22 protein-coding genes are annotated in these 22,595 nt (G+C 37.6%); 15 read left to right on the top strand and 7 right to left on the bottom strand.

Annotated features, from left to right (window positions below):
* Nucleotides 1-2: 2 nt before the first annotated feature.
* From LEP1GSC203_RS05220 to LEP1GSC203_RS05160, 13 genes are all read left to right on the top strand, one after another.
* The gene (locus LEP1GSC203_RS05220) at nucleotides 3-1,175 is read left to right on the top strand and encodes a hypothetical protein (RefSeq protein ID WP_002972579.1); all 1,173 of its coding nucleotides are present in this window, start codon (nucleotides 3-5) and stop codon (nucleotides 1,173-1,175) included.
* On the top strand, nucleotides 1,172-1,546 hold the full coding sequence (locus tag LEP1GSC203_RS05215) for a hypothetical protein (protein ID WP_002972271.1): 375 nt from the start codon (nucleotides 1,172-1,174) through the stop codon (nucleotides 1,544-1,546). The genes LEP1GSC203_RS05220 and LEP1GSC203_RS05215 overlap by 4 nt, the downstream gene beginning before the upstream one ends.
* Before the next feature lie 86 nt (nucleotides 1,547-1,632).
* Entirely contained in the window at nucleotides 1,633-2,115 is a 483-nt protein-coding gene (locus tag LEP1GSC203_RS05210; protein ID WP_002972411.1) for an RNA polymerase sigma factor, read from the top strand.
* Entirely contained in the window at nucleotides 2,099-2,449 is a 351-nt protein-coding gene (locus LEP1GSC203_RS05205) for a hypothetical protein (RefSeq protein ID WP_002972757.1), read from the top strand. Before LEP1GSC203_RS05210 ends, LEP1GSC203_RS05205 begins: the two co-directional genes overlap by 17 nt.
* A 7-nt stretch (nucleotides 2,450-2,456) precedes the next feature.
* Nucleotides 2,457-2,837: a hypothetical protein gene (locus LEP1GSC203_RS05200; RefSeq protein ID WP_039937258.1), complete on the top strand. Its 381-nt coding sequence runs from the start codon at nucleotides 2,457-2,459 to the stop codon at nucleotides 2,835-2,837.
* Nucleotides 2,838-2,908: 71 nt separating this feature from the next.
* Complete coding sequence (locus tag LEP1GSC203_RS05195) at nucleotides 2,909-3,583, top strand: response regulator (RefSeq protein WP_002972240.1); 675 nt, start codon at nucleotides 2,909-2,911, stop codon at nucleotides 3,581-3,583.
* Nucleotides 3,576-4,940, top strand: a complete 1,365-nt coding sequence (locus tag LEP1GSC203_RS05190) for a HAMP domain-containing sensor histidine kinase (RefSeq protein ID WP_002972918.1) — start codon at nucleotides 3,576-3,578, stop codon at nucleotides 4,938-4,940. Before LEP1GSC203_RS05195 ends, LEP1GSC203_RS05190 begins: the two co-directional genes overlap by 8 nt.
* Nucleotides 4,941-4,991: 51 nt before the next feature.
* The gene (gene argJ, locus LEP1GSC203_RS05185) at nucleotides 4,992-6,146 is read left to right on the top strand and encodes a bifunctional glutamate N-acetyltransferase/amino-acid acetyltransferase ArgJ (RefSeq protein ID WP_002972435.1); all 1,155 of its coding nucleotides are present in this window, start codon (nucleotides 4,992-4,994) and stop codon (nucleotides 6,144-6,146) included.
* Entirely contained in the window at nucleotides 6,143-7,411 is a 1,269-nt protein-coding gene (locus tag LEP1GSC203_RS05180) for a hypothetical protein (protein ID WP_002972346.1), read from the top strand. The genes argJ and LEP1GSC203_RS05180 overlap by 4 nt, the downstream gene beginning before the upstream one ends.
* Complete coding sequence (locus LEP1GSC203_RS05175) at nucleotides 7,408-9,777, top strand: PP2C family protein-serine/threonine phosphatase (protein ID WP_002972293.1); 2,370 nt, start codon at nucleotides 7,408-7,410, stop codon at nucleotides 9,775-9,777. Before LEP1GSC203_RS05180 ends, LEP1GSC203_RS05175 begins: the two co-directional genes overlap by 4 nt.
* A gap of 18 nt (nucleotides 9,778-9,795) precedes the next feature.
* A complete protein-coding gene (locus LEP1GSC203_RS05170) occupies nucleotides 9,796-10,674 on the top strand; it encodes a M50 family metallopeptidase (RefSeq protein WP_039937256.1) in 879 nt (292 codons plus the stop codon).
* Nucleotides 10,675-10,731: 57 nt separating this feature from the next.
* Entirely contained in the window at nucleotides 10,732-11,664 is a 933-nt protein-coding gene (locus tag LEP1GSC203_RS05165; RefSeq protein ID WP_002972517.1) for a UDP-glucuronic acid decarboxylase family protein, read from the top strand.
* Nucleotide 11,665: 1 nt separating this feature from the next.
* The gene (locus tag LEP1GSC203_RS05160; protein WP_002972399.1) at nucleotides 11,666-12,793 is read left to right on the top strand and encodes a Re/Si-specific NAD(P)(+) transhydrogenase subunit alpha; all 1,128 of its coding nucleotides are present in this window, start codon (nucleotides 11,666-11,668) and stop codon (nucleotides 12,791-12,793) included.
* Between the two features lie 9 nt (nucleotides 12,794-12,802).
* Here the strand turns inward: LEP1GSC203_RS05160 and LEP1GSC203_RS05155 are convergent, their stop codons facing one another.
* Genes LEP1GSC203_RS05155 through LEP1GSC203_RS05135 form a run of 5 tightly spaced genes read right to left on the bottom strand, consistent with a single transcriptional unit; the run spans nucleotide 12,803 to nucleotide 18,717 of the window.
* Nucleotides 12,803-13,711, bottom strand: coding sequence for a lysophospholipid acyltransferase family protein (locus tag LEP1GSC203_RS05155; RefSeq protein ID WP_039937254.1), 909 nt, complete (start codon nucleotides 13,709-13,711; stop codon nucleotides 12,803-12,805).
* The gene (locus LEP1GSC203_RS05150) at nucleotides 13,708-14,241 is read right to left on the bottom strand and encodes a phosphatase PAP2 family protein (protein WP_002972491.1); all 534 of its coding nucleotides are present in this window, start codon (nucleotides 14,239-14,241) and stop codon (nucleotides 13,708-13,710) included. The genes LEP1GSC203_RS05155 and LEP1GSC203_RS05150 overlap by 4 nt, the downstream gene beginning before the upstream one ends.
* Entirely contained in the window at nucleotides 14,238-15,551 is a 1,314-nt protein-coding gene (hisS, locus tag LEP1GSC203_RS05145; RefSeq protein ID WP_002972895.1) for a histidine--tRNA ligase, read from the bottom strand. The genes LEP1GSC203_RS05150 and hisS overlap by 4 nt, the downstream gene beginning before the upstream one ends.
* A 26-nt stretch (nucleotides 15,552-15,577) precedes the next feature.
* Nucleotides 15,578-16,702 (bottom strand): DUF1577 domain-containing protein, encoded by a 1,125-nt coding sequence (locus tag LEP1GSC203_RS05140; RefSeq protein ID WP_002972795.1) that lies wholly within the window; start codon nucleotides 16,700-16,702, stop codon nucleotides 15,578-15,580.
* Nucleotides 16,703-16,704: 2 nt separating this feature from the next.
* On the bottom strand, nucleotides 16,705-18,717 hold the full coding sequence (locus LEP1GSC203_RS05135) for an OmpA family protein (RefSeq protein WP_002972947.1): 2,013 nt from the start codon (nucleotides 18,715-18,717) through the stop codon (nucleotides 16,705-16,707).
* A gap of 94 nt (nucleotides 18,718-18,811) precedes the next feature.
* On the opposite strand from LEP1GSC203_RS05135, the gene folP reads away from it, so the two are divergent.
* Nucleotides 18,812-19,627 carry a dihydropteroate synthase gene (folP, locus tag LEP1GSC203_RS05130; protein WP_002972285.1) on the top strand — a complete coding sequence of 272 codons (816 nt, stop codon included), beginning with the start codon at nucleotides 18,812-18,814 and terminating at the stop codon, nucleotides 19,625-19,627.
* A 37-nt stretch (nucleotides 19,628-19,664) separates the two neighbouring features.
* Here the strand turns inward: folP and LEP1GSC203_RS05125 are convergent, their stop codons facing one another.
* Nucleotides 19,665-20,588 (bottom strand): tetratricopeptide repeat protein, encoded by a 924-nt coding sequence (locus LEP1GSC203_RS05125; RefSeq protein WP_002972774.1) that lies wholly within the window; start codon nucleotides 20,586-20,588, stop codon nucleotides 19,665-19,667.
* Between the two features lies 1 nt (nucleotide 20,589).
* Nucleotides 20,590-21,495, bottom strand: a complete 906-nt coding sequence (locus LEP1GSC203_RS05120; RefSeq protein WP_002972673.1) for a tetratricopeptide repeat protein — start codon at nucleotides 21,493-21,495, stop codon at nucleotides 20,590-20,592.
* Nucleotides 21,496-21,602: 107 nt separating this feature from the next.
* Between LEP1GSC203_RS05120 and mpl36 the strand changes: the two genes are divergently transcribed.
* Nucleotides 21,603-22,487 carry an RlpA family plasminogen-binding lipoprotein MPL36 gene (mpl36, locus tag LEP1GSC203_RS05115; protein ID WP_002972590.1) on the top strand — a complete coding sequence of 295 codons (885 nt, stop codon included), beginning with the start codon at nucleotides 21,603-21,605 and terminating at the stop codon, nucleotides 22,485-22,487.
* Nucleotides 22,488-22,595: the final 108 nt, after the last annotated feature.

The raw sequence follows: 22,595 nt of genomic DNA, 5'->3' as shown, positions 1-22,595 counted from the left end.
CCATGAAAAAATATAGACTGACTGACCAAAGGACAGTTTTGGGAATCGTTTCCAAGCTGACTACGACGGTTCTCCTCGACAAGGATTCCAAACAAAAGTTTACTCTCACAAATCCAGTAGCAGTGAAAGACATCCTAAAATCAGTTCATATTACAATTGCGACCACAGAACCGATTGTCTCCAAACCAAAGTCACTTGTTTGTGTTCTAAAAGAAAACAGAGTAGAACTTCGGGTGAAAGCAGTCAATCCCTACCAAGATGATTTGCTCCAAGTCTACGAAATTCTCATAGAACCACTAGAACGATCTGCTAAACGTGCAGCCATCGAAGATATCTCTGCCTATGAATTCAAGATGGCTCAAACTGCAGATTTGGGAACAGTCATTTCTATTTACGGAAAAACTTCGATTATCAACCAAATTTTGAACCAATGGCAAGTCCATCTGGAACAAGTGTTAACGAGTTACGGTTATTTTATTAAAAGAATTCATATTGGATTTTATTATGCCGTAGACACACAACTTATGGAAGCCCTGGCAACATCCAGAGCACCGTATTATGTGCGTGATGCGAATCGCAGAATTTTTTATACAGACAGAGGTTTTTTTAGCCCGAAAAAACTTAGCGAAATCTATGTCCGATCGTATTTGGATTCTCTTCTTTTAAACAATGTTAAATCCACTTTGATATTTCCTTTTTTCTCCAACGGAAAAGTTTTACTTGGTTATTTTGAAATTATTAGTAATTTACCAGATCTTGGAAATTCTATTTTACAATCGAACATCGAAGGGTCTGAAGGTATCGGGCCCTTACTTGCCTTTTTAGACCAAAAAGCGGAGGAATTTGTCTTTCAATTAGAATTTGCTTATGCCAAGGACTGGGAAACCTTAATTCGCACAACGCCCGTTAGAGATATAAGCCAAGATGGGAGAGGGATAGGAATGTCTTTACCGGCAGGTACTAATATTGAAAACAGAGCACTCGGATCTCCAGTATCTTTCCAAATGGTGATCAACTCCTCACCCTATACTTTTTTCGGAAGCCTTAGAAGTATGAAAAAAGGGGAGTCCGATTCTATAAATATTGGAGTTCAAATTTTCCAATGTGACAAACCAGAAGGAATGTCTTATCTTAGTTCTTATGCATCAAATTTAATTGGAGAGGCTGTTTCATGACAGAAGAACAATATGAAGCAATCATAATACTACTCACCGAAATCCAAAAAACGGGAGGATCCGATCCTTACCGTTTGGTTCTTTATTTAGTTCCCAACATAGGAATCATTTTCGGTACGACACTTTTGTTTTTTTTGTTCCAGTGGTGGCATAAACAAAAGATGGCACTCATCCAATCCGGTCAGTACAAACCTTGGAGTTTTGACATCAGATTGTATTCATTTTTCCTTGGTCTTTTGTTGACATTCACTGGTTTTGCCTTATCGTTTGTATTTATACTCGTCTTAGGAAGTTCTATGGCGATGTTAGGAGGGTTAATCCCATTCGCAATTGGACTCGGTCTCTTGACCTTCTACAAAATGTATCGGTAGAGCCTGAAACAAGGATTTGCAACGAGGAAGATTGGAATTCTATCCAATCCATCCTAAGAGGAAATGTGTCCCAATTCGACGTGCTGATGAAACGATACCAAGGAATGGTATTTTCCCAAGCCAAAAAGGCCTTTCTAACAGATGAAGAAGCAGAAGATTTCACTCAAGAAGTTTTCATTCAAACTTATGAATCACTCAGTAAGTTCCGTGGAGAATCACAATTTTCCACCTGGTTATTCCAAATTGCAAGATTTCGCCTAACAAAAGTTTTCAAAAAGAAAAAACTTCCCATTGTCGATTGGCAAGAAGACATTTCATTTGTAGCAGATAAAACAGGTTCTACCGTTGTTGAAATTTTGGACAAAGAAGAAACTAGTCACAACCTAAGATCCCTTATTTCTAAATTGCCGAAATCATACCAAATGCCTATTCTATTGCATTACTTTGAAAACAAACCTCTCAAAGAAATTGCATTGGATCTAAATATAAAACTAAACACAATCAAAAGTCATATTTCCAGAGGAAAGGATCTACTAAGGAAATGGTGGTCACATGAAATCGAAGGCTGATTTTAATACCGATAAACCATTTGCAAATCCGGATCCGTTTTTAAAACATTCCGATGCACCGGCAGTCATTCGTTTGCGTGTGTTAGGGCAAATTTTGCCTTTAAAGTTTTTATTTTCATCTGTTGGCCTATCTATTTTGTTATTTATGATCCCACTCGGCACTATGTTTCTCTCCGTTTTTCACCAAGAGAACACTGGTTTGCTTTTGCCCATTTTGATTAGTTCCAGTTTATTTTTTTGTTTTTACTCGCTTGTCCTTGGCTTTTTACTCCTCAACACAAGAATTCCTTTTCTGAATGAATGGAAGGAGAAACTTGGATTTGAAGAGGTCTAAAGTATTTGTGAAAGGTCTATTGGTTCTCCCTATTTTTTGTTTTGCCCTGTCTATCTCTGCCGAGGCTTTGCCTTCCGGAGAAGAATTTTTAAAAATGGATTTAGACCGTGCACTTCCTCTAGTGGAATCCCTTTCCAAAGAAGATTCGAAGGTCCTTGTTTCAGAACTCCGAGCTGAAATCAAAAAATCTTACTCCAAAGCAGATCATTTTTATTTTCTCATTTCCCATTTGGAAGAAATTCAAGCTGTCGAAAAAGAACAGGCACGCCTAAAATCCCTACTTTGGGTTTATGGATTGGCCTTCTTTTTGTTCTTCGGATTTCTTGGCTTCTTGTTACTTCGCCAAAGGCAAGCCATCCGCGACATCAATCAAATGCTCGGCAAATAGATAGATATCGTTTCATTGTCATCATTTTGTATTCTGTTTGTAATGAATCCCTGTTACTTTTGGAATAATTCATGAAAATACTAATTGTAGATGACGAAGAAGACATTGCAGGCCTCATCCAATTCCATTTAGAGGAAGAAGGGTTTCAGACCGAAGTATGTCACAATGGGATGGAAGTTCTCCCCCGTTTAGAAAAACACCTCCCGGACGGAATCATTTTAGATTTAATGTTACCGGGTATAGGTGGGATGGATCTTTGCAGACGGATTAAAGAAAAATACCCTCATATTCCTATTTTAATGGTAACTGCAAAAACTGGGGAAACCGATGTAGTACTTGGTCTTGAGTTAGGTGCTGACGATTACATTCGCAAACCTTTTAACATTCGGGAACTTGTGGCTCGTGTAAGAACTGTTACGCGACGCTCTACAGATCCAACACAAGAAGTCCAAGGGACCATTTCCACAGGAAAAATCCAAATCAATCCAACAGCACATAAAGTTTTTGTTGAGGGAACTGAAATAGATCTGACTCTGATCGAGTTCAAACTTTTACAACTGTTTGCTGGTAATCCTGGCGTTGCGTTTTCTAGAGACAAATTACTCGATCGAATTTGGGGCAAAGATGTATTTGTTACTGACCGAACAGTCGATGTAAACATCAAACGCCTACGTGATAAGTTACTTTCTGAAAAAGAAAGACTAGAAACCATACGCGGGGTCGGTTACCGATTCCGAGATGCGTAGTTTTTTTTCCACATTACTTTTACTCAACTGGGGTCTTTTACTTGTTTTACTGACCCTTGCCTTGGGTGTATTTTTTATTTATGATCTAGTTGTACCCGCAGTACGTCCTCTGATTCTTTTCGGATTTGTTTTAATTGCTATCTTTGGTACTTTTTATACTTCCACAAATATTGCGATGCGAATCACAGATCCGCTTGCTACAGTTGAGAAAAAAACAAAAGAAATTAATGCTGGTGACTTCGGTGTAGAATTATCTTCACCTGACATTCGTGAGCTTGCAACGCTGGCCTTGTCCATCAATGAAATGGCTAAACGACTCAAAGTGCAATTTTTGGACCTTACTGTCGAAAAAGAAAAGTTTAACTACTTACTGCAAAACCTAAAAGAAGGTGTCTTTGCTATTGATCGGAATGAAAAATTTCTTTTTTTAAACCGTAATATTTCAGATACCTTAATCGAAAAAAATTCTCAATACAAAGATTATATCCCTTCCATCAAAAACAAAGAACTCCTTGGTTTCATTAAGGATAAAATCCACCATGGAGTGGAAGGAAAAACAGAGTTTCAGGACGGAATTCATTTTTATACAGCCCGCATTTATCCAATTAAATCCGATTCCATGATCCAGTTATATATTGGAGTTTTGTCAGACATCACGGAAGATAGACAAAACCAACTCATCCGAGAACAGTTTTTTCAAAATGCCTCTCATGAATTAAAAACTCCCATAACATCGATTAAAGGGTATGCCGAAACTTTAGAATATAAACTGAAACTTCCACAAGATTCGAATGAACGAAAATTTTTGGACGCTATTCTCCGAAATACAGATCGTTTGATTCGTATTGTTGAAGATATGTTAACAGTATCAAGATTAGAAAATCATAAAACTGTATTGAACCTTACTGATGTTTCGGTTTTGGATCTTGTGAAAAATGTGTCCGAATCTTTGGGGGTTATCTATTCCCAAAAAAAACAAAATTTGATTTTGGACATCCCATCCGATTTCCGAGTGAAAGCTGACCGTTTGTTACTTGAAGATTTATTGGTGAATCTAATTTCCAATGCTTCCGCTTATAGTCCTGAAGGTTCCAGCGTGATTGTAAGAACTTCCTCTACAGAAGACAAAAACCAAATCCACGTGGTAGACCATGGAATAGGAATATCTGCAGAGGACGCGGAAAGAATCTTCGAACGTTTTTTCCGTGTGGATACCAACCGTTCCCGAAAAGAAGGTGGGACAGGGCTTGGACTTTCCATCGTAAAACACATTGCAAGGCTACATTCTGGCGAAGTTTCCGTCTCCCCAAACCCCAAAGGTGGGTCCATTTTTACCTTTGAATTCCCTAAAAAATAGATTCTCGTAAGAGAAGTCACCGGATAGAATATTGGTATCCGGTAGGTATTTATGAAGTTTCCATTGGGATTTTATTCCTTCGGCAAAAACATAGGAATCAAAGACTCCAGTTTAGATTTTGCAGTCATTTATTCGGAAAATCGATGTAAGGCGGCAGCTGTATTCACTCGAAATAATTTTCCTGGTGCACCCATTTACGTGGGCCGGGACCATATCAAAGACGGATTCCTCCAAGCAATTGTTATCAATTCTAAAAACTCAAACGTGGCCACAGGAGAACAAGGAATCCAAAATTCTTATCAGATCTGCACGGAACTTGGAAAGTCTCTAGGCATCTCTGCCAGAGACATCCTTCCATCTTCTACAGGTGTGATTGGAGTTCCCCTTCCCATAGAAAAAATACTTAATGCCTGTTCTACGGCAAAAACAGATTTAAAACCTGGAAATTTAGAAGAAGTTGCCGAAGCCATTATGACTACCGACACTCGCAAAAAAATTTCTTATCGTACCATTACAACACAAACCAGCGAAGGTGTTATGTTCGGAATTGCGAAAGGTGCGGGGATGATTGAACCAAACATGGCCACTATGTTGTCTTACATTCTTTGCGATTTTCTTCCCGAATCAGGTGACCTACCAGGAATTTTAAAACGAGTTGTGGATCTCACTTATAATTGTATTACCATCGATTCCGATACATCTACAAGTGATACAGTGGTTCTTATGTGTTCTGGCGTTCTTGGAACCATCCCCGATGAAGTTTTTGAATCGCACTTAAAAGAAATTGCCACCGATCTTTCCAAAATGATCGCTCGCGATGGAGAAGGAGCTTCCAAACTTATCGAACTGACTGTATCCAAAGGAAGAGATGATGTCCAAGTGACTAAAATTGGAAAGTCCATCCTTAATTCTCCACTGGTAAAAACTGCCATTTATGGTGGGGATCCAAACTGGGGAAGGTTTGTCATGGCAATTGGAAAAGTTTTTGATGAACCCATTCCTTACGATACACTCGAAATCCAACTGGGTGGAATTTCTGTCAAAGGAGCTGACAATGACACCAAAACAAAGTTAGCTGAATACCTTAAATCAAATGAAGAAATAAAAATTTTAGTTAATTTAAATACAGGTTCCTTTCAAAAAACTTTCTGGAGTTGTGATTTCACCGAAGGATACATTCAAGAAAATGCATACTATACAACATGATTTCGAATAAAATCAAAAGTTCGCTTAAATATTTTTTACCTTCCAGTTATCAGTTAAAATTATCGGTAACCAATATCTTTACGCGAACTTTGTTTATTTTACTCGTATATTTTTCATACTTTCTAATTCTCTCTCAGATTCCAGAGCAGATGTCTTATCATTTGGAACTTGCTTTACTACTTACATCTGCGTTCGCCTTAATTTTATATCTACCAATTATAGAAAGACTCACACGTTACATTCGTACTCGATTTTTATCAGAGTATTTAACAGAAGATGCGGAATCATACAGGCAAGCCATTAAACGATTTAATTTTGATGCCCTGATCAAAAATGTTTTTCCGGATATGGTAAAAATTACAGGAAGCCATTCTGGAACCATGGCTGTATTAACGCAAAATGGAACCTTTGCATTTCACTCGTACTTTCGAGGACGGCAAAAAAAATTGAACCCAACAAAGGATATTATTGTTAAATCGAGTTTTCAATCTTTTTTACTCAGCAAAAGAAATGGCTCTTCTGTAGCTGATACCTATTCCCATGAAAACATAAACAATGACTTTATGGAACTCCATGCAAACTATATTTATCCTTTTATCTTTCGAGAAAAACTATTTGGTTTTATTGCCGTATCCAACATTCCAAATGCTGATGCAAACCATAGCTTATCTTTGTTAGCTGGTCAATCTGCATTAACAATCCATAATCATATCCTCTCTTATCATATTTCTGAAAATAAAAAATATCAGAAAGAAGCAGCATATGCGGTACGTGTCCAAAACCTTTTGGAAACAGGAACAATACCGCAACTTATGGGCTGGAATATCACCGCGTTCAAAAGAACCAACCGGAATTTAATCGAGTTTTTCCAAGTAGAAGATGGTAGCTGGTTTTTTGTGATTCTAAATGCAGGAAAATCCTACCAACATATAGGGATTATCCTTTCCTATATTTTAGGAGTTGTGTATTCACAATCAAGATTACGAATTTTAAAGGGATTTTCAGATATAAAAACCTTAATCCAATCCACCTTTCAAAAGTTAGATTGGAAAGAAAACTATGAAATGATCATAGGTAAAATTGGTTATTCGGAACTTTATATAGTTCAGGAAGGAAAACAATTTCGAATCACAAGAAACTCTGAAGAAGTCGTTGCAAGTATGGGATGGAAAAATATGATCAATATGGACAAAGGTCCAATCATCATCCAACAACGCGGAGAACCAGTGCTTAAATTTAGTTTTGAAGAGCCAGAAATCAAATGAGAGAGCTTGCGATTACAATTTTATCCTCTCTTTTGTTTTTTTTGATTCTTCTCTTTGCGTTTATTGGATTTCAAAACAACACAAAAAGACTCCCCTTTTACCATTACCCTTCCGGGCTTATTGTCAATATTGGAGATGGAAACAAAGCACACTGGGGAAACTCGGTGGTTCGGGAAGATTTAGAAAAGTTTGATTCCATAATAGATTTTTCTAATATAGAAACCTTTCGATTACACATTAAAGATACCGAAGGAAATATTTATGAGGAAGATTTTAAGTTAACCACTATACGTAAAACTGATGTACTTGGTGTATTTTTTTCTGATTTATTTTTAGCGTTTTTTAGTTTAGCCATTGCTGTTTACTTTTACTATTCCACAAGGGATGGTTTAATTTTTGGTTTTTTCTTTAATTTTGGACTAGTTATATTATCTAATGTTTTTGTATTAACTTTTAATAATTCGATTTTTCTTTTTGTTCTAACATTATATTTAGGAAGTTTTCTCCAATACCATCTAATCTATCGACTTCGAGGAAAAGAAATCAACTCCAAGTGGCTATTACCTCAAGTATTAATTTCCTTTATCATGGCGATGATCGCATCACAAGAAAAATACGACATGGTCCTAATCGAAAGAGTTGTGTTAGTTGCTCATGCTATCACGGTTTTGTTTGGTTCCATCAATATCATTGCTAACGTCTATGAAATTATTCGATCAAAACCTCAAGAAGAAGCACTCATCAAAAGAATCGTTTTAGTTTTTTCAATAATCCTTTATGTAGCCCTTCCAACCAGTATCCTATTTTTTGATGGATATCCTTGGTTTTTTGTTCATAGATCTCTTTTTATTTTCACCTATCTTTTGTTTATCCTCTCTTTCTTTTATGGGACATACCGATATACTTTTGTCCCGTCATTAGTCATTTTTACTCCAAGTATTGTGACTTTAATTTTAGTTTCCATAATTTTGGGTACATATATTGGTTCTATTTTTATATTAGATTTTATTCTTCCGATTCGTTATCTAAAAGACCGTTGGGTTTTTAATCTTATTTATCTTTTTTTAGTTACTGCTTATCTAATTCCGCTCAAACTTCGGGTGAAGGAATTATTTGATTACTGGTTTTTTGAACAAAATCCCAAACTTAGTGAAGGGATTAACAAAATTACTGCATTATTATCTTCTCCTCTTTCCATGCGAAAAACAATTCTCACTATCAATCGCACTGTAAAAGAAACAGTTAATGTTTCAAATATCATTATCTTAATTCCGGGGGATCAATTTGCGAGTACCGATTTAAGAAATATTAATTTTGTTCGTATTTCTCCCCAATCAGAAATATGGAATTATTTTACAAGTACAGACAGAGTAACAGTCACTTCTCACTTAGAGTATGGAATTGGTCTTCGAGAAACTCTTTATAATTTTTTGAAAGGTTTACATGTACAGTTAGCATTTCCAGCTTACGATTCATCTTCGAATAAAAAAAACATTCAGGCTATGATTCTTATTGGGGAAAAGTTAGATAAAAAATATTTTTCCATCGGAGAATTGAAATTTATAAACGAAGTTGTGAAAATTTCGGGAATGTTACTTGAGAACTACAGTTTGCTTGAAGATGAAATTCAAAAACGTAAAATTGTAAGAGATATCCAAACCGCATCTATTGTTGACAATACGCTACGTTTAATTTTACCAAGCGAAGTGAAAGGAATTGACTATGGTTATATTTCTAAACCTGCTGTGGGAATCTCTGGAGATTACTTAGATATCATTCCAGTTTCTCAAACAAAAATGATAGTTCTGTTAGGTGACGTTGCGGGACATGGATTAGGAACTGGATTTTTAGTCAGTGCGATTAAAGGAATTGTGAGAGAACAACTTAGAAATGGAACTTCCCTTGAAGGACTATTTCGTGAAATCAATTCATTTTTCCGAGCGCGTTATAAAGGGAATGAATTTATGACACTTCTTGGTGGAATTTTTGATTCCAATGAAAATATCTTTAAGTATGTCAATGCAGGCCATCTTTCCTTGATTGAAATGCGCGCTGATGGACAAATCAAATTACATTCCAAAACACAAAGAGTTCTAGGAATTTTAGAAACCGATTACCATGCCCAAGAATTAAAATTATTACCAGGAACCAAACTCTTCCTATACTCCGATGGAATCACGGAAGCCTTCAGCGAAAGGGATGAAATTTTTGGAGAAGAGACATTAATTGAGTTTTTACATTTTAATGCCGAAAAAACGGTAAAAGAAATTCCTCCACTTCTAGATGCTAAGATGACAAATTTTCGTGGGAACCGAGAACAATCGGATGATATTACATTTATTGGTCTTTCTTTTACACCCAACTAGCCGATATTTAAATCGATGATGGCAGAAAAACCGGTCAAATTTGTCATTTTTCTCTCTTTGATTTTGAGCTTAGTTGCGTTTTGGGATCACCAATTCACATCTTACCTCAAAGAATTTGTTGTACTCATCCATGAAATTTGCCATGCCACTGCTGCTCTCTTCAGTGGCGGAGTTGTGAAAGGAATCGCCCTTCACGGAAATGAAGGTGGGGAAACCATTGCTGTTCCTGCTTCGTTTCGTGGTTCTTTTATCCTCGTTGTTTCTGCTGGTTACATTGGTTCTTCTCTTGTGGGAGCTTTTTTACTTCGTTTAGGATTCCAAGGTCGCCATGCTCGCCAAACAATGATTTTGTTTGGTATGTTCCTTATTTCTGTAAGCGTATTGTATTCCAAACTGGGTGACCTTGCCTATTTTACAGGTATTTTTTGGGGTGTAGGAATTCTCGTTACCGGTATGTTAGGCGAAACGATTTCGATCCTATCCTTAGTTTTTTTAGGAACTAGTATCTCTCTCTATTCATTGTATGATCTTTCTGACTTTGCAGAAAGACTTACAGAAACAGATGCGGGAATTCTAGCTTTTTGGATGGCCGGGTTAGGACCAGAAGACTTACAGAATCAGGAAGTTCCGACTGTAGTAGTTGTTCTCGGTTACATGATTGCAACTCTTTGGTCACTTCTCAGCATCGGGATTATTTTTATGTCCCTACGCAGTTCGCTTAGCCACGAAGAAACCCATGATTTTCCGGATATGGAAGAATCTTTTGAGAGATTTCCGGGAGACCTTTCTCCAGAAGCAAAACTTTGGTTGGAAAAACGTGGAGTTGATCCAGAAAGTGGGATCGTTTTGCCCCCCAATTTGTTCCAAGACTTCCCCCCTAAAGACAATAGTCCTTAAGGCCTCGCGCAAATTTTCATTTGCGTAGGACACCGACTTCATAAATATAGAATCTCAATGGCAAAAAGAATCCTTATCACAGGTGGAGCCGGATTTATCGGATCCCATCTTGCAGAAACTCTTCTGAACGAGGGAAATCAGATCATCGTATTGGACAATTTCCATACAGGAAGAAAGGAAAATCTAACCCACCTTCTTCCCAATCCAAATTTTGAACTAATCCGCCATGATATTACGGACTCCATCAAATTAGAAGTGGATCAAATCTACAATATGGCTTGCCCAGCCTCTCCAGTGCATTACCAAAGTAACCCGATCAAAACCATCAAAACAAATGTTTTGGGTATGATGAATATGCTTGGACTTGCCAAACGAGTGAAGGCGCGAATCCTCCAGGCAAGTACCTCTGAAGTTTATGGAAATCCACTCGAACACCCGCAAACTGAATCATATTGGGGAAATGTAAATACAATCGGAATCCGTAGTTGTTATGACGAAGGGAAACGAGTTGCGGAAACTTTATGTTTTGATTACCACCGCCAACATGCTGTCGACATTCGTGTGATCCGTATTTTTAATACCTATGGTCCGCGTATGATTCCGGATGACGGTCGTGTGGTAAGTAACTTTATCGTACAAGCGTTACGCGGAGAAAACATCACTATTTATGGTGATGGTAGTCAAACTCGATCCTTCTGTTATGTGGATGACTTAGTTCGCGGAATCATAACGATGATGAACACAGAAGGTTTCATTGGACCCGTAAACTTAGGCAATGAAGGCGAATTTACTGTGAAGGAATTGGCAGAACTTGTAATCAAAGAAACGGGAAGTAAATCTAAAATTATTTATCTTCCACTTCCACAAGACGACCCGACACGAAGAAAACCAAACTTGAGTTTAGCGAAAGAAAAATTGAATTATTCAACGACCGTCCCGTTAGTGGAAGGCGTAAAAAAAACCATCGAATATTTTAGCAAAAGAGTATAAAATGAAAATAGGCGTAATCAAAGAACCATCTTATGAAAACCGAGTGGCAATCACTCCGGATGTTGTTGACCCTTTGAAAAAGTTAGGTTTCACTGTTTCAGTTGAAACTACAGCTGGGGACAATGCATTTTTCTCCGACCAAGATTATAAAGATGTCGGTGCAACAATTGAATCAAGAGATTCAATTCTCTCTGGATCGGACATTGTAGTTTCCATTCATGCTTTGGATGAAACAAGTGCCAAAAAAATCGGCAAAGATAAAATCTACATTGCTACACTTTCTCCACTCGCTTTTCCAAAAAAAGTAAAAGAAATTGCAAATGCTTCCTTTAAAATATTCTCTATGGATACTATCCCGCGAATCACTCGCGCGCAATCCATGGATGTTCTCAGTAGCCAAGCAACTGTTTCTGGATACAAAGCAGTATTACTTGCTGCTTCCAATTACAGTCGTTTTTTCCCGATGTTGACTACGGCAGCAGGAACTATCACTCCTGCAAGAGTCCTCATTCTTGGTGCTGGTGTTGCTGGCCTGCAAGCTATCGCAACTTCCCGCCGACTGGGAGCTGTAGTGGATGTATTTGATACAAGACCAGAAGTAAAAGAGCAGTGTATGTCTCTTGGAGCAAAATTTGTGGAAGTAGAAGGTGCAGCTGATGCATCGAATACAGGTGGTTATGCGGTAGAGCAAACAGAAGACTACCAAAGACGCCAAAAAGAAGCTATTGCGAAATTTGCTGAAAAAGCAGATATCATCATTACGACAGCTCTGATTCCAGGAAAAAAAGCACCTCTACTCATCACAAAAGAGATGGTAGATAAAATGAGACAAGGTTCTGTAATCGTAGATTTGGCAGCAGTCAACGGTGGTAACTGTGAAGTTACAGAAAACGATAAAACAATTGTTTATAAAGGCATCACAATTATTGGAAACTCAAATCTACAAAGCACCCAGCCAATGGATGCAAGTAAGATGTATGCAAAAAATATTGTGAACTTCCTCAAGTTATTTGTGAACAAAGAAAAACAATTCAACATCAACTTGGAAGATGAGATCATTAATGCATGTATGATTGCAGAAAATGGTTCAGTTCGTCACAAACCTACGCTAGCACTTCTCGGAGAATAACTCCGAGACTTACTGATTGTTTCCGGTGACTTGCGGTTGGGTTCTCCAACGACGGTGCACCCAAAAGTACTGCTCCGGAAACAACTTCACTTCTTCTTCCAAAGTTTTGGTCCATAGTTCCGTATAATGTCTGATCACATCGTCTTTTGATGGATAAAGTTTTTTATCAACAAAACCTAAATCCTTCACTCGAACGATCACTTTTCCGTTTTCACCAGCTAACACTGAATAATATAACATTTTGGCTCCAGTTAAGTAAGCCATTAGGGCCGGACCCACAAAGGTAGAGGCTTGGCGATTCATAAAGGGAACAAAAATTCCTGCTTTTCCAGCATTTTGGTCAGCACCAAAACCTATCCAATAACCTTGTTTCAGAAGTTTGATCACTTGAGTAGACTCTTGCACAGGAACAAGGACCACTCCATTTTTAGAACGCATACTGCGTAAAAGCCGATCGACAAAGGGGTTTCTCACCTTTTTGTAAATACCGCCGCCCTTCATTCGGATTCCCAAAAATTGAACTAAAATTTCCCAAGTGCCAAAGTGACCAGAAATTAAGATCACTCCTACTCCTTGTTTTTTGGTTTCTTCTTCGATTTGTAGGCTTTCTGCATCAATAATCAAATTTTCATCCAACCATTTTTTTGTCATCCGTGGCGCCCAAAGTGTATGAGCAAGTAAGATCCCCAAATGTCTGTAATGAGCTTTTACTAAACTTTGAATTTGTTCTTCAGAATAATTCGGGAATGCAAACCGAATATTATCTGCCGCTACCTTCTGGTGTTTTTTATCCAGTGGATAAAGAAGTTTGGTTAAAAAAATTCCATACGCCAAACACCACTTATATGGAAGAATTTTAAACGGAAAATAAAATAGATATACGATTAAAAATGAGAAAAAATATCCAATATGTTTCATAGTGTCAAACAATATGGCCATAGATAAAAATGAAATAGAACTGCAATTAGTCCAATTCCAAAACCAATGATCCATCCTCCCACAATATCACTTACAAAATGGTGTAAGGTTACAAGCCGTCCCACACCCGCAAATAAACTAAAGAAAAAGAAATAGGGAGTTTCATGAAAGGCAAACACCAAAATTGTAGATACGACAATCGAATTAGCACTATGTGCCGAGGGAAAGGAGTGTTTCATATCTGGATTGGAATCTACTTTTCCCATAACACTAACTAGGGGACGTTTCCTAGCGAAGTATTTTTTTAACACCAATACCAAACGATCCGTTATGTAAGTGAATACGAGTACAAAAGGCAAACTAAAGTAAACTGGTTTGTATAATTCACTCAAAAACATAAGGGGCAACAAAACTAAAGCAAACATTTCCCCACGATTGACTCTGGACAAAACCCAACTAAGCTTTGGATGGTGTAAATACTTTTGGATCCAAATAGATAGCTTTAAGTCGATAGTAGAAATCAAATTCATTTAGAAAGCTCTTCTTTTATCTTTTGAAGTGCTTCAGGAAATGAAGACGTCCATTGGTTACGAGTTGCCATATCTTTTAAAGTCACAGTTCCCGCTTTGATTTCGTCTTCCCCGCGAAGAAGGATCCATCGATATCCTTTTTTCTCTGCATACGAAAGTTGTTTTCCCATCTTTTGAGAAACTAAAGACACCTCAGTGGCAATCTTTTCCTTTCGTAGTTCTTTCGCAAAGTTATGGTTCTCTGTAAATGAAGACTCATCTAGTAGTGGAATATATACAGTGGAATCACTTGAAAATTTTGGTAACAAATTATGTGCTGTTAAAAAATTTTGGAGAGTTACATCACCAAGTCCAAATCCAATTCCAGAAAGTTCCTCATTGGAAAAAAGACCAATTAAATTATCATACCTTCCTCCGCCATATAGCGAACGTTTGTTCTGCGGGGACGTATCAAAAATTTCAAATATAAAACCTGTATAATAGTCAAAACCTCTAACCACTGATGGGTCAAAATAGATGATGTCTTGTAATCCGATAGTTTTCAAATCTTCAAACAAAGTTCGAATGGCATTTAAAGTTTCTTCTTTGATACCAGGAATCTGATTCAAAGTTTCTGTAGTAGATGCCAAAAACAAATTGATTTTAGAAATCGCGGAAGGATCGTTCGGAATTGTTTTCGAAACAAGTGCAACATATTCATCTTCAGTAATTTTGTTTTTTTTGTCCAAAATTTTTGAAACTTCATGAGCTTGGTTTGGACTTACTTTCAAACCATCTAACAAAAATTCGTCGAGAAGTGATCTATGAGAAATGGTAACTTTAAAACTATTCCTTGGTGCACCAAAAGCAAATAAAATATCGCAAGCCAAAGACAATATTTCCAATTCGGCTCTACTACTTGTCACACCAAACATATCTACATTCAATTGCCAATGTTCCCGCAGTCGGCCGAGGCCAGGTTGTTCGTATCTCCAAAGGTTAGGAATGGAAAACCAACGAATAGGGCGAGGTAAGTCGCGTAATTTTTTTGCCACCATCCTAGCAACAGTTGGTGTCATTTCGGGACGAATTGCAACTTCGCGATCTCCCTTATCAATGAAATTATAAATTTGTTTTCCTACGATTTCCTCACCCGTTTTGGCTCTGTAAAGATCCAATGATTCTACCATAGGTCCATCGTATTCTTCGTATCCATACGACCTGACGACATCTTTCATGACCGAGAATAAATAATTGCGAAGGCGCATATCTTCAGGATAAAAATCCCTAGTGCCTTTATAGTTTTCTGTTGTTAGTTTTTGTTCTTTCAATGTATGGCCCCTGGAACCTGCGCAGATTAGCCAAAAAAATCAATAAGACTGTGATAAATCTCTTTGGCTTTTTTATCTCCGCTCACACCTGTGATCCTTCCACCCAATCTAAAATAGTCATTCACCTCTTCCAGATGTCGCAATTCTACTGCCATCCGGATCGGAGCTTGCAATTTAAAATTGATATCTAAAGTAAATGTAGGTTTCACTTTCAGTGCTCTAATAATTTCCATATCGTTAACTTCCAAGGCGACCCCACCTCGGGAAACGTTCAGTACGTTTTGTTTGATATCAAGAATATGGGTATTTGAGTCCATGATTCTTTCTTGAAACGTACGTTCAACCTCTTTAAACAAATCCAATACTTCACCAGGAATTCCGGGTCTTTCCGTCTCGAGTGAAATATATGCAAAAAAATGCATGTCTTTCATTTGAATGAATAGAGGGTAATAGATATAAGAACCAATTTTTTTCTTTTTATACTCTTGGATTTTATCATCCAATAAAAATTCATCTTCAAAGGTTTTTTTGGGATTGAACACATCTTCAGAGGAAAAAGACTCAAAGGTTTCCGTATCCAATATAAAAAGAGGTTTTTTGTGTTCCTTCATCAAATCAATTTCATCACTATGAATTGAGACTGAAAGAAATACCACTTTTGATTGTGGGTAATCCTTTAAGACAGTTCGTTGAATATCCGAAAGGATCACTTGCGAGCTAACCCCGGTTAGCTTTGAAAAATCGATATTAGTTTTTGCGACTAAAAAATTTGATGCTACAACATTTCCTCGAACTTTTTCATTTCTCGGATCTTGTCTCGTAGCATAGGTTTGTCTTCGGTCTATGATTTTTCCAAGAAGGAGATTGTCTTTTTGGTTTATCAGTTCATAATCCACTTCTACATGGAAACTAGGAGTTGCTTGCACTGTAAAAATAGTTTCGATTAATTCAGGAATGGTCTCTAATTCCCAAATATGTGCACCGTCTGGTCTTTCCCCTTTGAACTTTGCACGAATGGGAGTGTCATATCCTTTAAGATACAATCCATTCCCACCCATCATTTGTTTGAAGAATTCGGGTAATGTTCTGACTGCCTCTAATGGAAGGTAATCTCTTTCTTGCTCGAAATGAATTTTAACACGATTGATCATAATTAGTCTATCTTTTTGAAATTCACACGTCTATTTCGAGATCGTCCTTCTTCTGTTTCATTTTCTGCAATCGGCTGAGAATAATGGTAGGCCTGTACCTTCATTCGTTCCTTTGGAACACCTTTGAGTCGCATGTATTGATAAACAGAAAGAGCCCTATCTTCGCTCAAACTGATGTTGTATTCCTTATTCCCTATATTATCAGTATGTCCACCGATTTCAACTTTTTCATTCTTATGTTGGATCAGGAAGTCAGCAAAAAGATCCAATTTTTTCTTATCTTCATCACTCAATACCCGTTCGTTGAATGGGAAATAAATAATTGTATTATACAAATTGTCAAAATCATTTAAATTTCTTAGATAAAGTACGGTTTCTTTCCCTTCCATTCCTGAAATTTTATCTTTGGAAAAAAGGAATGTTTCTTCTTTATATCCTTTTGCTCGTACCAAAATTTCAAAATCCATTGTAGGAGATTTTTCCAGGTCAAAACGTGCATCTTTTGATTCTAAAGATTTTCCCTTACGAGTTAAATCATCAAAATAATAACAGATGGCATTGGGAATGACAAGGTCTGTTTTCCTGTCTTTGACAATAAATCGAATTCCTTGGATGGTTTTGTCAGGTCGTTCCTCTTTCGTTGGGCGAATTGGTTGTAAGATGATCTGAGAATATTGTTCTTTATCCTTTCCAACATTTCCTCTCAAATCTAAAAGAACTTCTGTAGGATGAAACCCAGGTGAAGAAACTTCTACTCGGTATAGTTTTCCTGTTTTGATCGTTGTACGAAAATTTTCTGCATCCGCAATGGATAAGTCTCCACCGATTCGTTTTGATGTAATCACTTGAATAGGTCTTGTATCATCATATATCTTGAGAGTAGAATCAAGTCCTATCATGATGGCTTCTGATCCATCGAGCACAAGACCACGAAATACAAATTCGTATGTACGCCTTAGGTCTTCTGGAACCATAGTTCTATAAATATCGAACTGGCCTTCCCCACCTGGTCTGTTAGATGAAAAATAAAACCACAAGTCATCAAAGGTTACAGAAATACCTTCATTATCACTTTCTTCCCAAAGGCTATAAGTTGAATAATCTGCAGGAGTATCAAATGGGAATCCTGTAGATTCACCTGACAATTGACCTTTAGTATTAAAAGGAGAACCTAACAATATAGGCGTTTCAAAAATATTTTGTGCCTCATTAAACTCACTATAGTAAAAACTAAATTTACGATTTTTATCAGTTCGATTCGAACTAAAATACAAACGAAGTCCATCCCAGTGGTAATTGGGACTAATTTCATCATCGTTTGTATTGATAACCGTTCCCATAGAAATTGGCTTTTGCCAAATCCCATCTCGACATTTAATTTTTGGTTTATCTGGAACTGTTTCCTTTGTTCCTGTTGTGGGTTCTCTTTTCGAAATCCAAAGATCAAATCCCCCGAGTCCCCCTGGTCGGTTTGATGAAAATACCATCGAACATCCATCAGGCGAAACGGCAGGCATTTTATCTTCAAAATGGGAATTAACTTCATTGATATGAATGGGAACAGACCAAAGACCGGTCCTTTGATTGATCTTTGTATAATAGAGGTTAAGCCCATCATAACCTTCACGGTTCTTTTTTGGATCAGCTTGTGTTTTATCACGCACTGAAGTAAAGTAGAGCTCGTATGGTTTTTCCTCTTCATCAAAAAGGATGGAAAACATACCTTCAAAATTGGATGTATTGAGTTCACGAAAATTTTTCGGCGGCGACCATACAGGTAATTTCATTCGGTCTGGAAAACTTAAGTTTTCTGAAATCCAAAGATCCATCCCTCCCTCACCACCTGGTCGATTGGATTGGAATACTAAATACCTTCCTGTTGGGGATATGATTGGGTTGTATTCCACATTTTGTGTGTTGAGTGGCTGGTAAAACCTTACATCCTTCGCCTTTGGTAAAGGCTGCGCCAGAAGTGGGAATGCCAAAATGATTAAGGAAATAAGGAGTTTTTTCATCTGCCGTCTCTCCTATGTATCGGCTAATCGGAATTTTCTGCCAAGGGAAAAATAAGGCTTTTAGGGTAAGGTTTACCCATTATCCTACTCATTCATGGCCGAAATCTTCGGAATTTTAAACATTACCACTGACTCATTTAGTGATGGGGGAAAATTTCTTAACCCAGAGGACGCAATCCAACAAGGTACGAAACTTTTACAAGAAGGTGCTGACTGGTTGGATGTATCGGGTCAATCTTCTAACATTGAAGCCACGCTAGTTACGGAAGAGGAAGAGTGGCAAAGAGTCGAGCCAGTCATTCGCCATTTTGTCCCTAAGGGAGTTCGGATCAGTCTTGATAGCTTTAGACCCGCAGTACAAAAAAAGGGAATTGAAGCGGGTGTTCGTTGCCTCAACGACATCACGGGTTTTACCTATGAAGGGGACCGTAGTTTTCTAAAACATTCCATCGAAAAACACCCGGAATTAAAACTCATCATCATGCATTCGCATAACAGAAATATTGCGAAATATAAATCAGACCTAACGCCAGAAAAAGTTGTGAAAAAAGTCCAAACTTTTTTTAGAGACCGTCGTTCCGAACTAATCTCACTTGGCATTCCTGAAACGGCCCTTTACTTTGATCCCGGAATGGGATTTTTTTTGAGTGAGGATCCGATGGTTTCTTTTCAAGTTTTACAAGAATTGGAAATCCTAAAATTGGAATTCCCCCAATTAATGGTTGGAGTATCTAGAAAGTCTTTTCTCGGAAATGTACTTGGAAATTTACCAATCATTGATAGAGAGTTTGCCACTTTGGCCTGTGAACTCCATCTAATACGATACAAAATTCCTTTGATTCGAACGCATAACGTCCTTAAGCTCCGACAAGCGGAAAAAATTTGGAATTTATGCCAAGACAGAGAATGATCTCTATCATTAGTTTTAAAATATTGAGTTTATTTGTTTAACTTCTTCCTGTACGAGAAGCTTTCCTAACATCCTTTCCTTCTTTGGAAAGAGTAGGAAAAAAAACCGACTCCGGAACAGAATAACCTTTCTCTACCGCCTTACGGTAGTAAGGTAAAAGCCCGTCCCATCTAGGAAAATCTTTTAAGACCAGTAAAGTATCTCGCCAAATTTCTAAAAAACCGATCTGTGTTTTTTCGCTAACAGTCGCTGACTCTGCCCATTTTAAGGCTTCTTCATATCGCCCTAATTCATAATTGGCCTTTAAAAAGTAAAAATGAAAATCCTTATTCTTTTTAGAAGCAACTTCTAAAGATTTTGCATAATCTAACAGACTGTACCAGTTACCTTTTTGGACTTGGATGTCTGCCATTCCATAAAGAGCGTTTTCATGGAATGGGACTAGCTCTAAAATTTGGTTAAAATAACCTTCCGCATAAACATAGTTACCTGTTTGTAAATAATAATTTGCTAACTCTTCATAAGAATACAATTCCCATCCCTTTACACGAGATAGGGCATCAAGCACAACAACCCTTTCGTCATTTCGCAAACGGATTTCCAATTCTTTTAAAATATTAGTATAGGTCACTGAGGACCGAGATGGAGCTTCCTTTGTAATTTTTTCTTTGAGTAGTTCGAATTCATCTAACAAAAAATAAAATCGAAGTCGGTTCAAATGGACGGCAACTTCATTTGGATTGGTTTGTACGCATTTGTCCCAAACAGACTCTGCTTGGTCGAGTTGGATGGACTTCGACAGCCGAATTCCTTCTGCATTACACTCTGTCGCACTGGAATTCGACACTTCTAAAAACAAAGTATCGGATTCCAAATCCTCTTGTTTTGCAATGGGATATCTACATCCCATAAAAATGAGTATAAAACAAAGAAATAAGAGGGATAAAATTCGAAATTTCAATCTAGGATGGCCTGTCTGGATCAGTCTTTTCCTTCATCTTTTGGGCAAATACCAAATATTGCATCGCTTTTTCTGGGTTGCCGTTGAAAAGATATAACAAACTTAAATCTAAAGCTTCTTGTGCATCTGGCGGAGAAAACTCCTCTGGATTCTCTTTTGAAAGTTCTAATTTTGTTTGAAATTCTTTTAATTTCATTTTGGCCTTGGATTGGATTCTGTGCAAACTTTCATTTGCTATTCCGTCTTCCTCTTTCCAAGCAGCTTGTAAACTTTCATTAAAGTTTGTGAATCCTACATCCTCTTTAACCATGGCTGCAAGTAAAGTGGCTGAAGCTTTATAATTACCTTGTTTGGCGAGGATTTCCGATTGAATAATTTTTAATTGAGCATTACCAGGATAAAGAATCAAATAACGTTCGATCATTTTTAAACTTTCTGGAAAACGATTCCTTTCGTAATAAAACATCGCAAGCCCTCCTAAAGCTGATTTATGGTCCGGTTCGATTTTAATAACATTAGTTAGATATACTTCGGTTTTTTCATCATTGCCTAACTTTTGATAGGCTTGTGCAAGAAGCAAATGCGCAGAAATAAACTTCTTTTCAAAGGTTAAAGTTTGTTTTAAGAAACTTATGGCTTTTTCCGTTTCCTCATGTTTGTAAAGGGAAACTGCTAAATTATAACAGTTTTTCACATTTGCGTGGAGTTTGTATGCCTTAGAAAACAATGGAATTGCATCCGCATGTTTCCCTTGTTTGGCGTAAATCACTCCTAAGTTTTGTAAGGCCAAATGGTAATTTGGGTCCTTCTCAAGCAAAATTTTATATTGAGTTTCTGCACGTTCCCACTCCCCATTCCGCTCCAAACGGACTGCCTCGTTGAATAGAGATTGGATTTCTTGTGCCATACTAGCCATTATCGTTTCAGAAACGAATCTCCCTCGAGAAAAATTATCAGGAGATTGGAAAAACCTTCCGAAAGGTACACACAAGAGTCCAGAGGAAGGGGAAAGTTATGCAAAGACTCATACTTATATCCATAGTATTGTGGCTAGTGTCCTGCAGTTCTGCAGATGCTACCCGAAGAGATTATAGTGCTTCCGGCGATCCGGAAGATATTTTTTTCGAACGGTCTGGGAAGTCAAAGCCGGCAAGTAACACAAAATCGGAAGATCCAGTGGCTCGCTCCATCATTGACGATTTAGATTCTAATGCAAAAACAGCAACTCCTGTTGCGGCCGCAGCAATCCCAACCAAAAAACCTGCGGATCAGTTTGATGAAGTTGGTTTGTCCTCCTGGTATGGACAAAAGTTCCAAGGACGCCCCACTGCCAGTGGTGAACCTTTTGATCGAATGAAGATGACAGGTGCTCATAGAACTCTGCCCATCGGAAGTGTGATCAAAATCCAGAACTTAGAAAACAATAAAGAAGCAGTGGTTCGAATCAATGATCGCGGGCCTTTTGTAGATGAACGAATTGTAGATGTATCAGAAAAAACTGCAGAGATCCTTGAGTTTAAAGACAAAGGGATTACCAAAGTTGGGATCAAAGTTCTCAAAAAAGGAGAAGATGATCTTGGCGATGATTTAGATGACGCAAATCTTTTGGATGATGCTCCTGCGAAACCAGAAAAACTGACACCTGTAAAACCGGGTATTGTGAAACCAGTAGCGGCAGGAAAAGGATTTACGGTTCAAGTTGGGGTCTTTCAAGAAAAAGAAAGAGCATTAAAATACCAAGAAAACATGAAATCTGAATACAACCAATCCGTGTTTGTAACTCCTCGAGATGGAAAGTTCGTAGTTCAAGTTGGTGATTTTGCAGACCGCTCAAAAGCGGAATCTCTCAAATCAAAATTGAAATACGATGGGATTGATTGTTTTATCGCAACTCGATAGTTTTTACCCTTCCTTCGGGCAAAACGGCGACTGTCCGATTTGCTCGGGAAGGTAGGAAAATGAATTGATTTCGAATTTCTGCCTGTTACGATTTCGTATTAAATTAGC

It is taken from the genome of Leptospira terpstrae serovar Hualin str. LT 11-33 = ATCC 700639, assembly GCF_000332495.1.
In the GTDB taxonomy this organism is placed as follows: Bacteria; Spirochaetota; Leptospiria; order Leptospirales; family Leptospiraceae; genus Leptospira_A; species Leptospira_A terpstrae.
Note: the sequence above shows the minus strand (reverse complement) of the source record. Positions and strands in the feature narration are given on the sequence as shown.

Coding starts and splice junctions, on each gene's coding strand:
- LEP1GSC203_RS05140 (WP_002972795.1), bottom strand. CDS start 16,702: ATGATCAATCGTGTTAAAATTCATTTCGAGCAAGAAAGAGATTACCTT.
- LEP1GSC203_RS05210 (WP_002972411.1), top strand. CDS start 1,633: ATGAAACGATACCAAGGAATGGTATTTTCCCAAGCCAAAAAGGCCTTT.
- LEP1GSC203_RS05155 (WP_039937254.1), bottom strand. CDS start 13,711: ATGAAACATATTGGATATTTTTTCTCATTTTTAATCGTATATCTATTT.
- mpl36 (WP_002972590.1), top strand. CDS start 21,603: ATGCAAAGACTCATACTTATATCCATAGTATTGTGGCTAGTGTCCTGC.
- argJ (WP_002972435.1), top strand. CDS start 4,992: ATGAAGTTTCCATTGGGATTTTATTCCTTCGGCAAAAACATAGGAATC.
- LEP1GSC203_RS05220 (WP_002972579.1), top strand. CDS start 3: ATGAAAAAATATAGACTGACTGACCAAAGGACAGTTTTGGGAATCGTT.
- LEP1GSC203_RS05150 (WP_002972491.1), bottom strand. CDS start 14,241: ATGAATTTGATTTCTACTATCGACTTAAAGCTATCTATTTGGATCCAA.
- LEP1GSC203_RS05215 (WP_002972271.1), top strand. CDS start 1,172: ATGACAGAAGAACAATATGAAGCAATCATAATACTACTCACCGAAATC.
- LEP1GSC203_RS05170 (WP_039937256.1), top strand. CDS start 9,796: ATGGCAGAAAAACCGGTCAAATTTGTCATTTTTCTCTCTTTGATTTTG.
- LEP1GSC203_RS05120 (WP_002972673.1), bottom strand. CDS start 21,495: ATGGCACAAGAAATCCAATCTCTATTCAACGAGGCAGTCCGTTTGGAG.
- LEP1GSC203_RS05165 (WP_002972517.1), top strand. CDS start 10,732: ATGGCAAAAAGAATCCTTATCACAGGTGGAGCCGGATTTATCGGATCC.
- LEP1GSC203_RS05135 (WP_002972947.1), bottom strand. CDS start 18,717: ATGAAAAAACTCCTTATTTCCTTAATCATTTTGGCATTCCCACTTCTG.
- LEP1GSC203_RS05190 (WP_002972918.1), top strand. CDS start 3,576: ATGCGTAGTTTTTTTTCCACATTACTTTTACTCAACTGGGGTCTTTTA.
- LEP1GSC203_RS05175 (WP_002972293.1), top strand. CDS start 7,408: ATGAGAGAGCTTGCGATTACAATTTTATCCTCTCTTTTGTTTTTTTTG.
- LEP1GSC203_RS05205 (WP_002972757.1), top strand. CDS start 2,099: ATGAAATCGAAGGCTGATTTTAATACCGATAAACCATTTGCAAATCCG.
- LEP1GSC203_RS05180 (WP_002972346.1), top strand. CDS start 6,143: ATGATTTCGAATAAAATCAAAAGTTCGCTTAAATATTTTTTACCTTCC.
- LEP1GSC203_RS05195 (WP_002972240.1), top strand. CDS start 2,909: ATGAAAATACTAATTGTAGATGACGAAGAAGACATTGCAGGCCTCATC.
- LEP1GSC203_RS05160 (WP_002972399.1), top strand. CDS start 11,666: ATGAAAATAGGCGTAATCAAAGAACCATCTTATGAAAACCGAGTGGCA.
- folP (WP_002972285.1), top strand. CDS start 18,812: ATGGCCGAAATCTTCGGAATTTTAAACATTACCACTGACTCATTTAGT.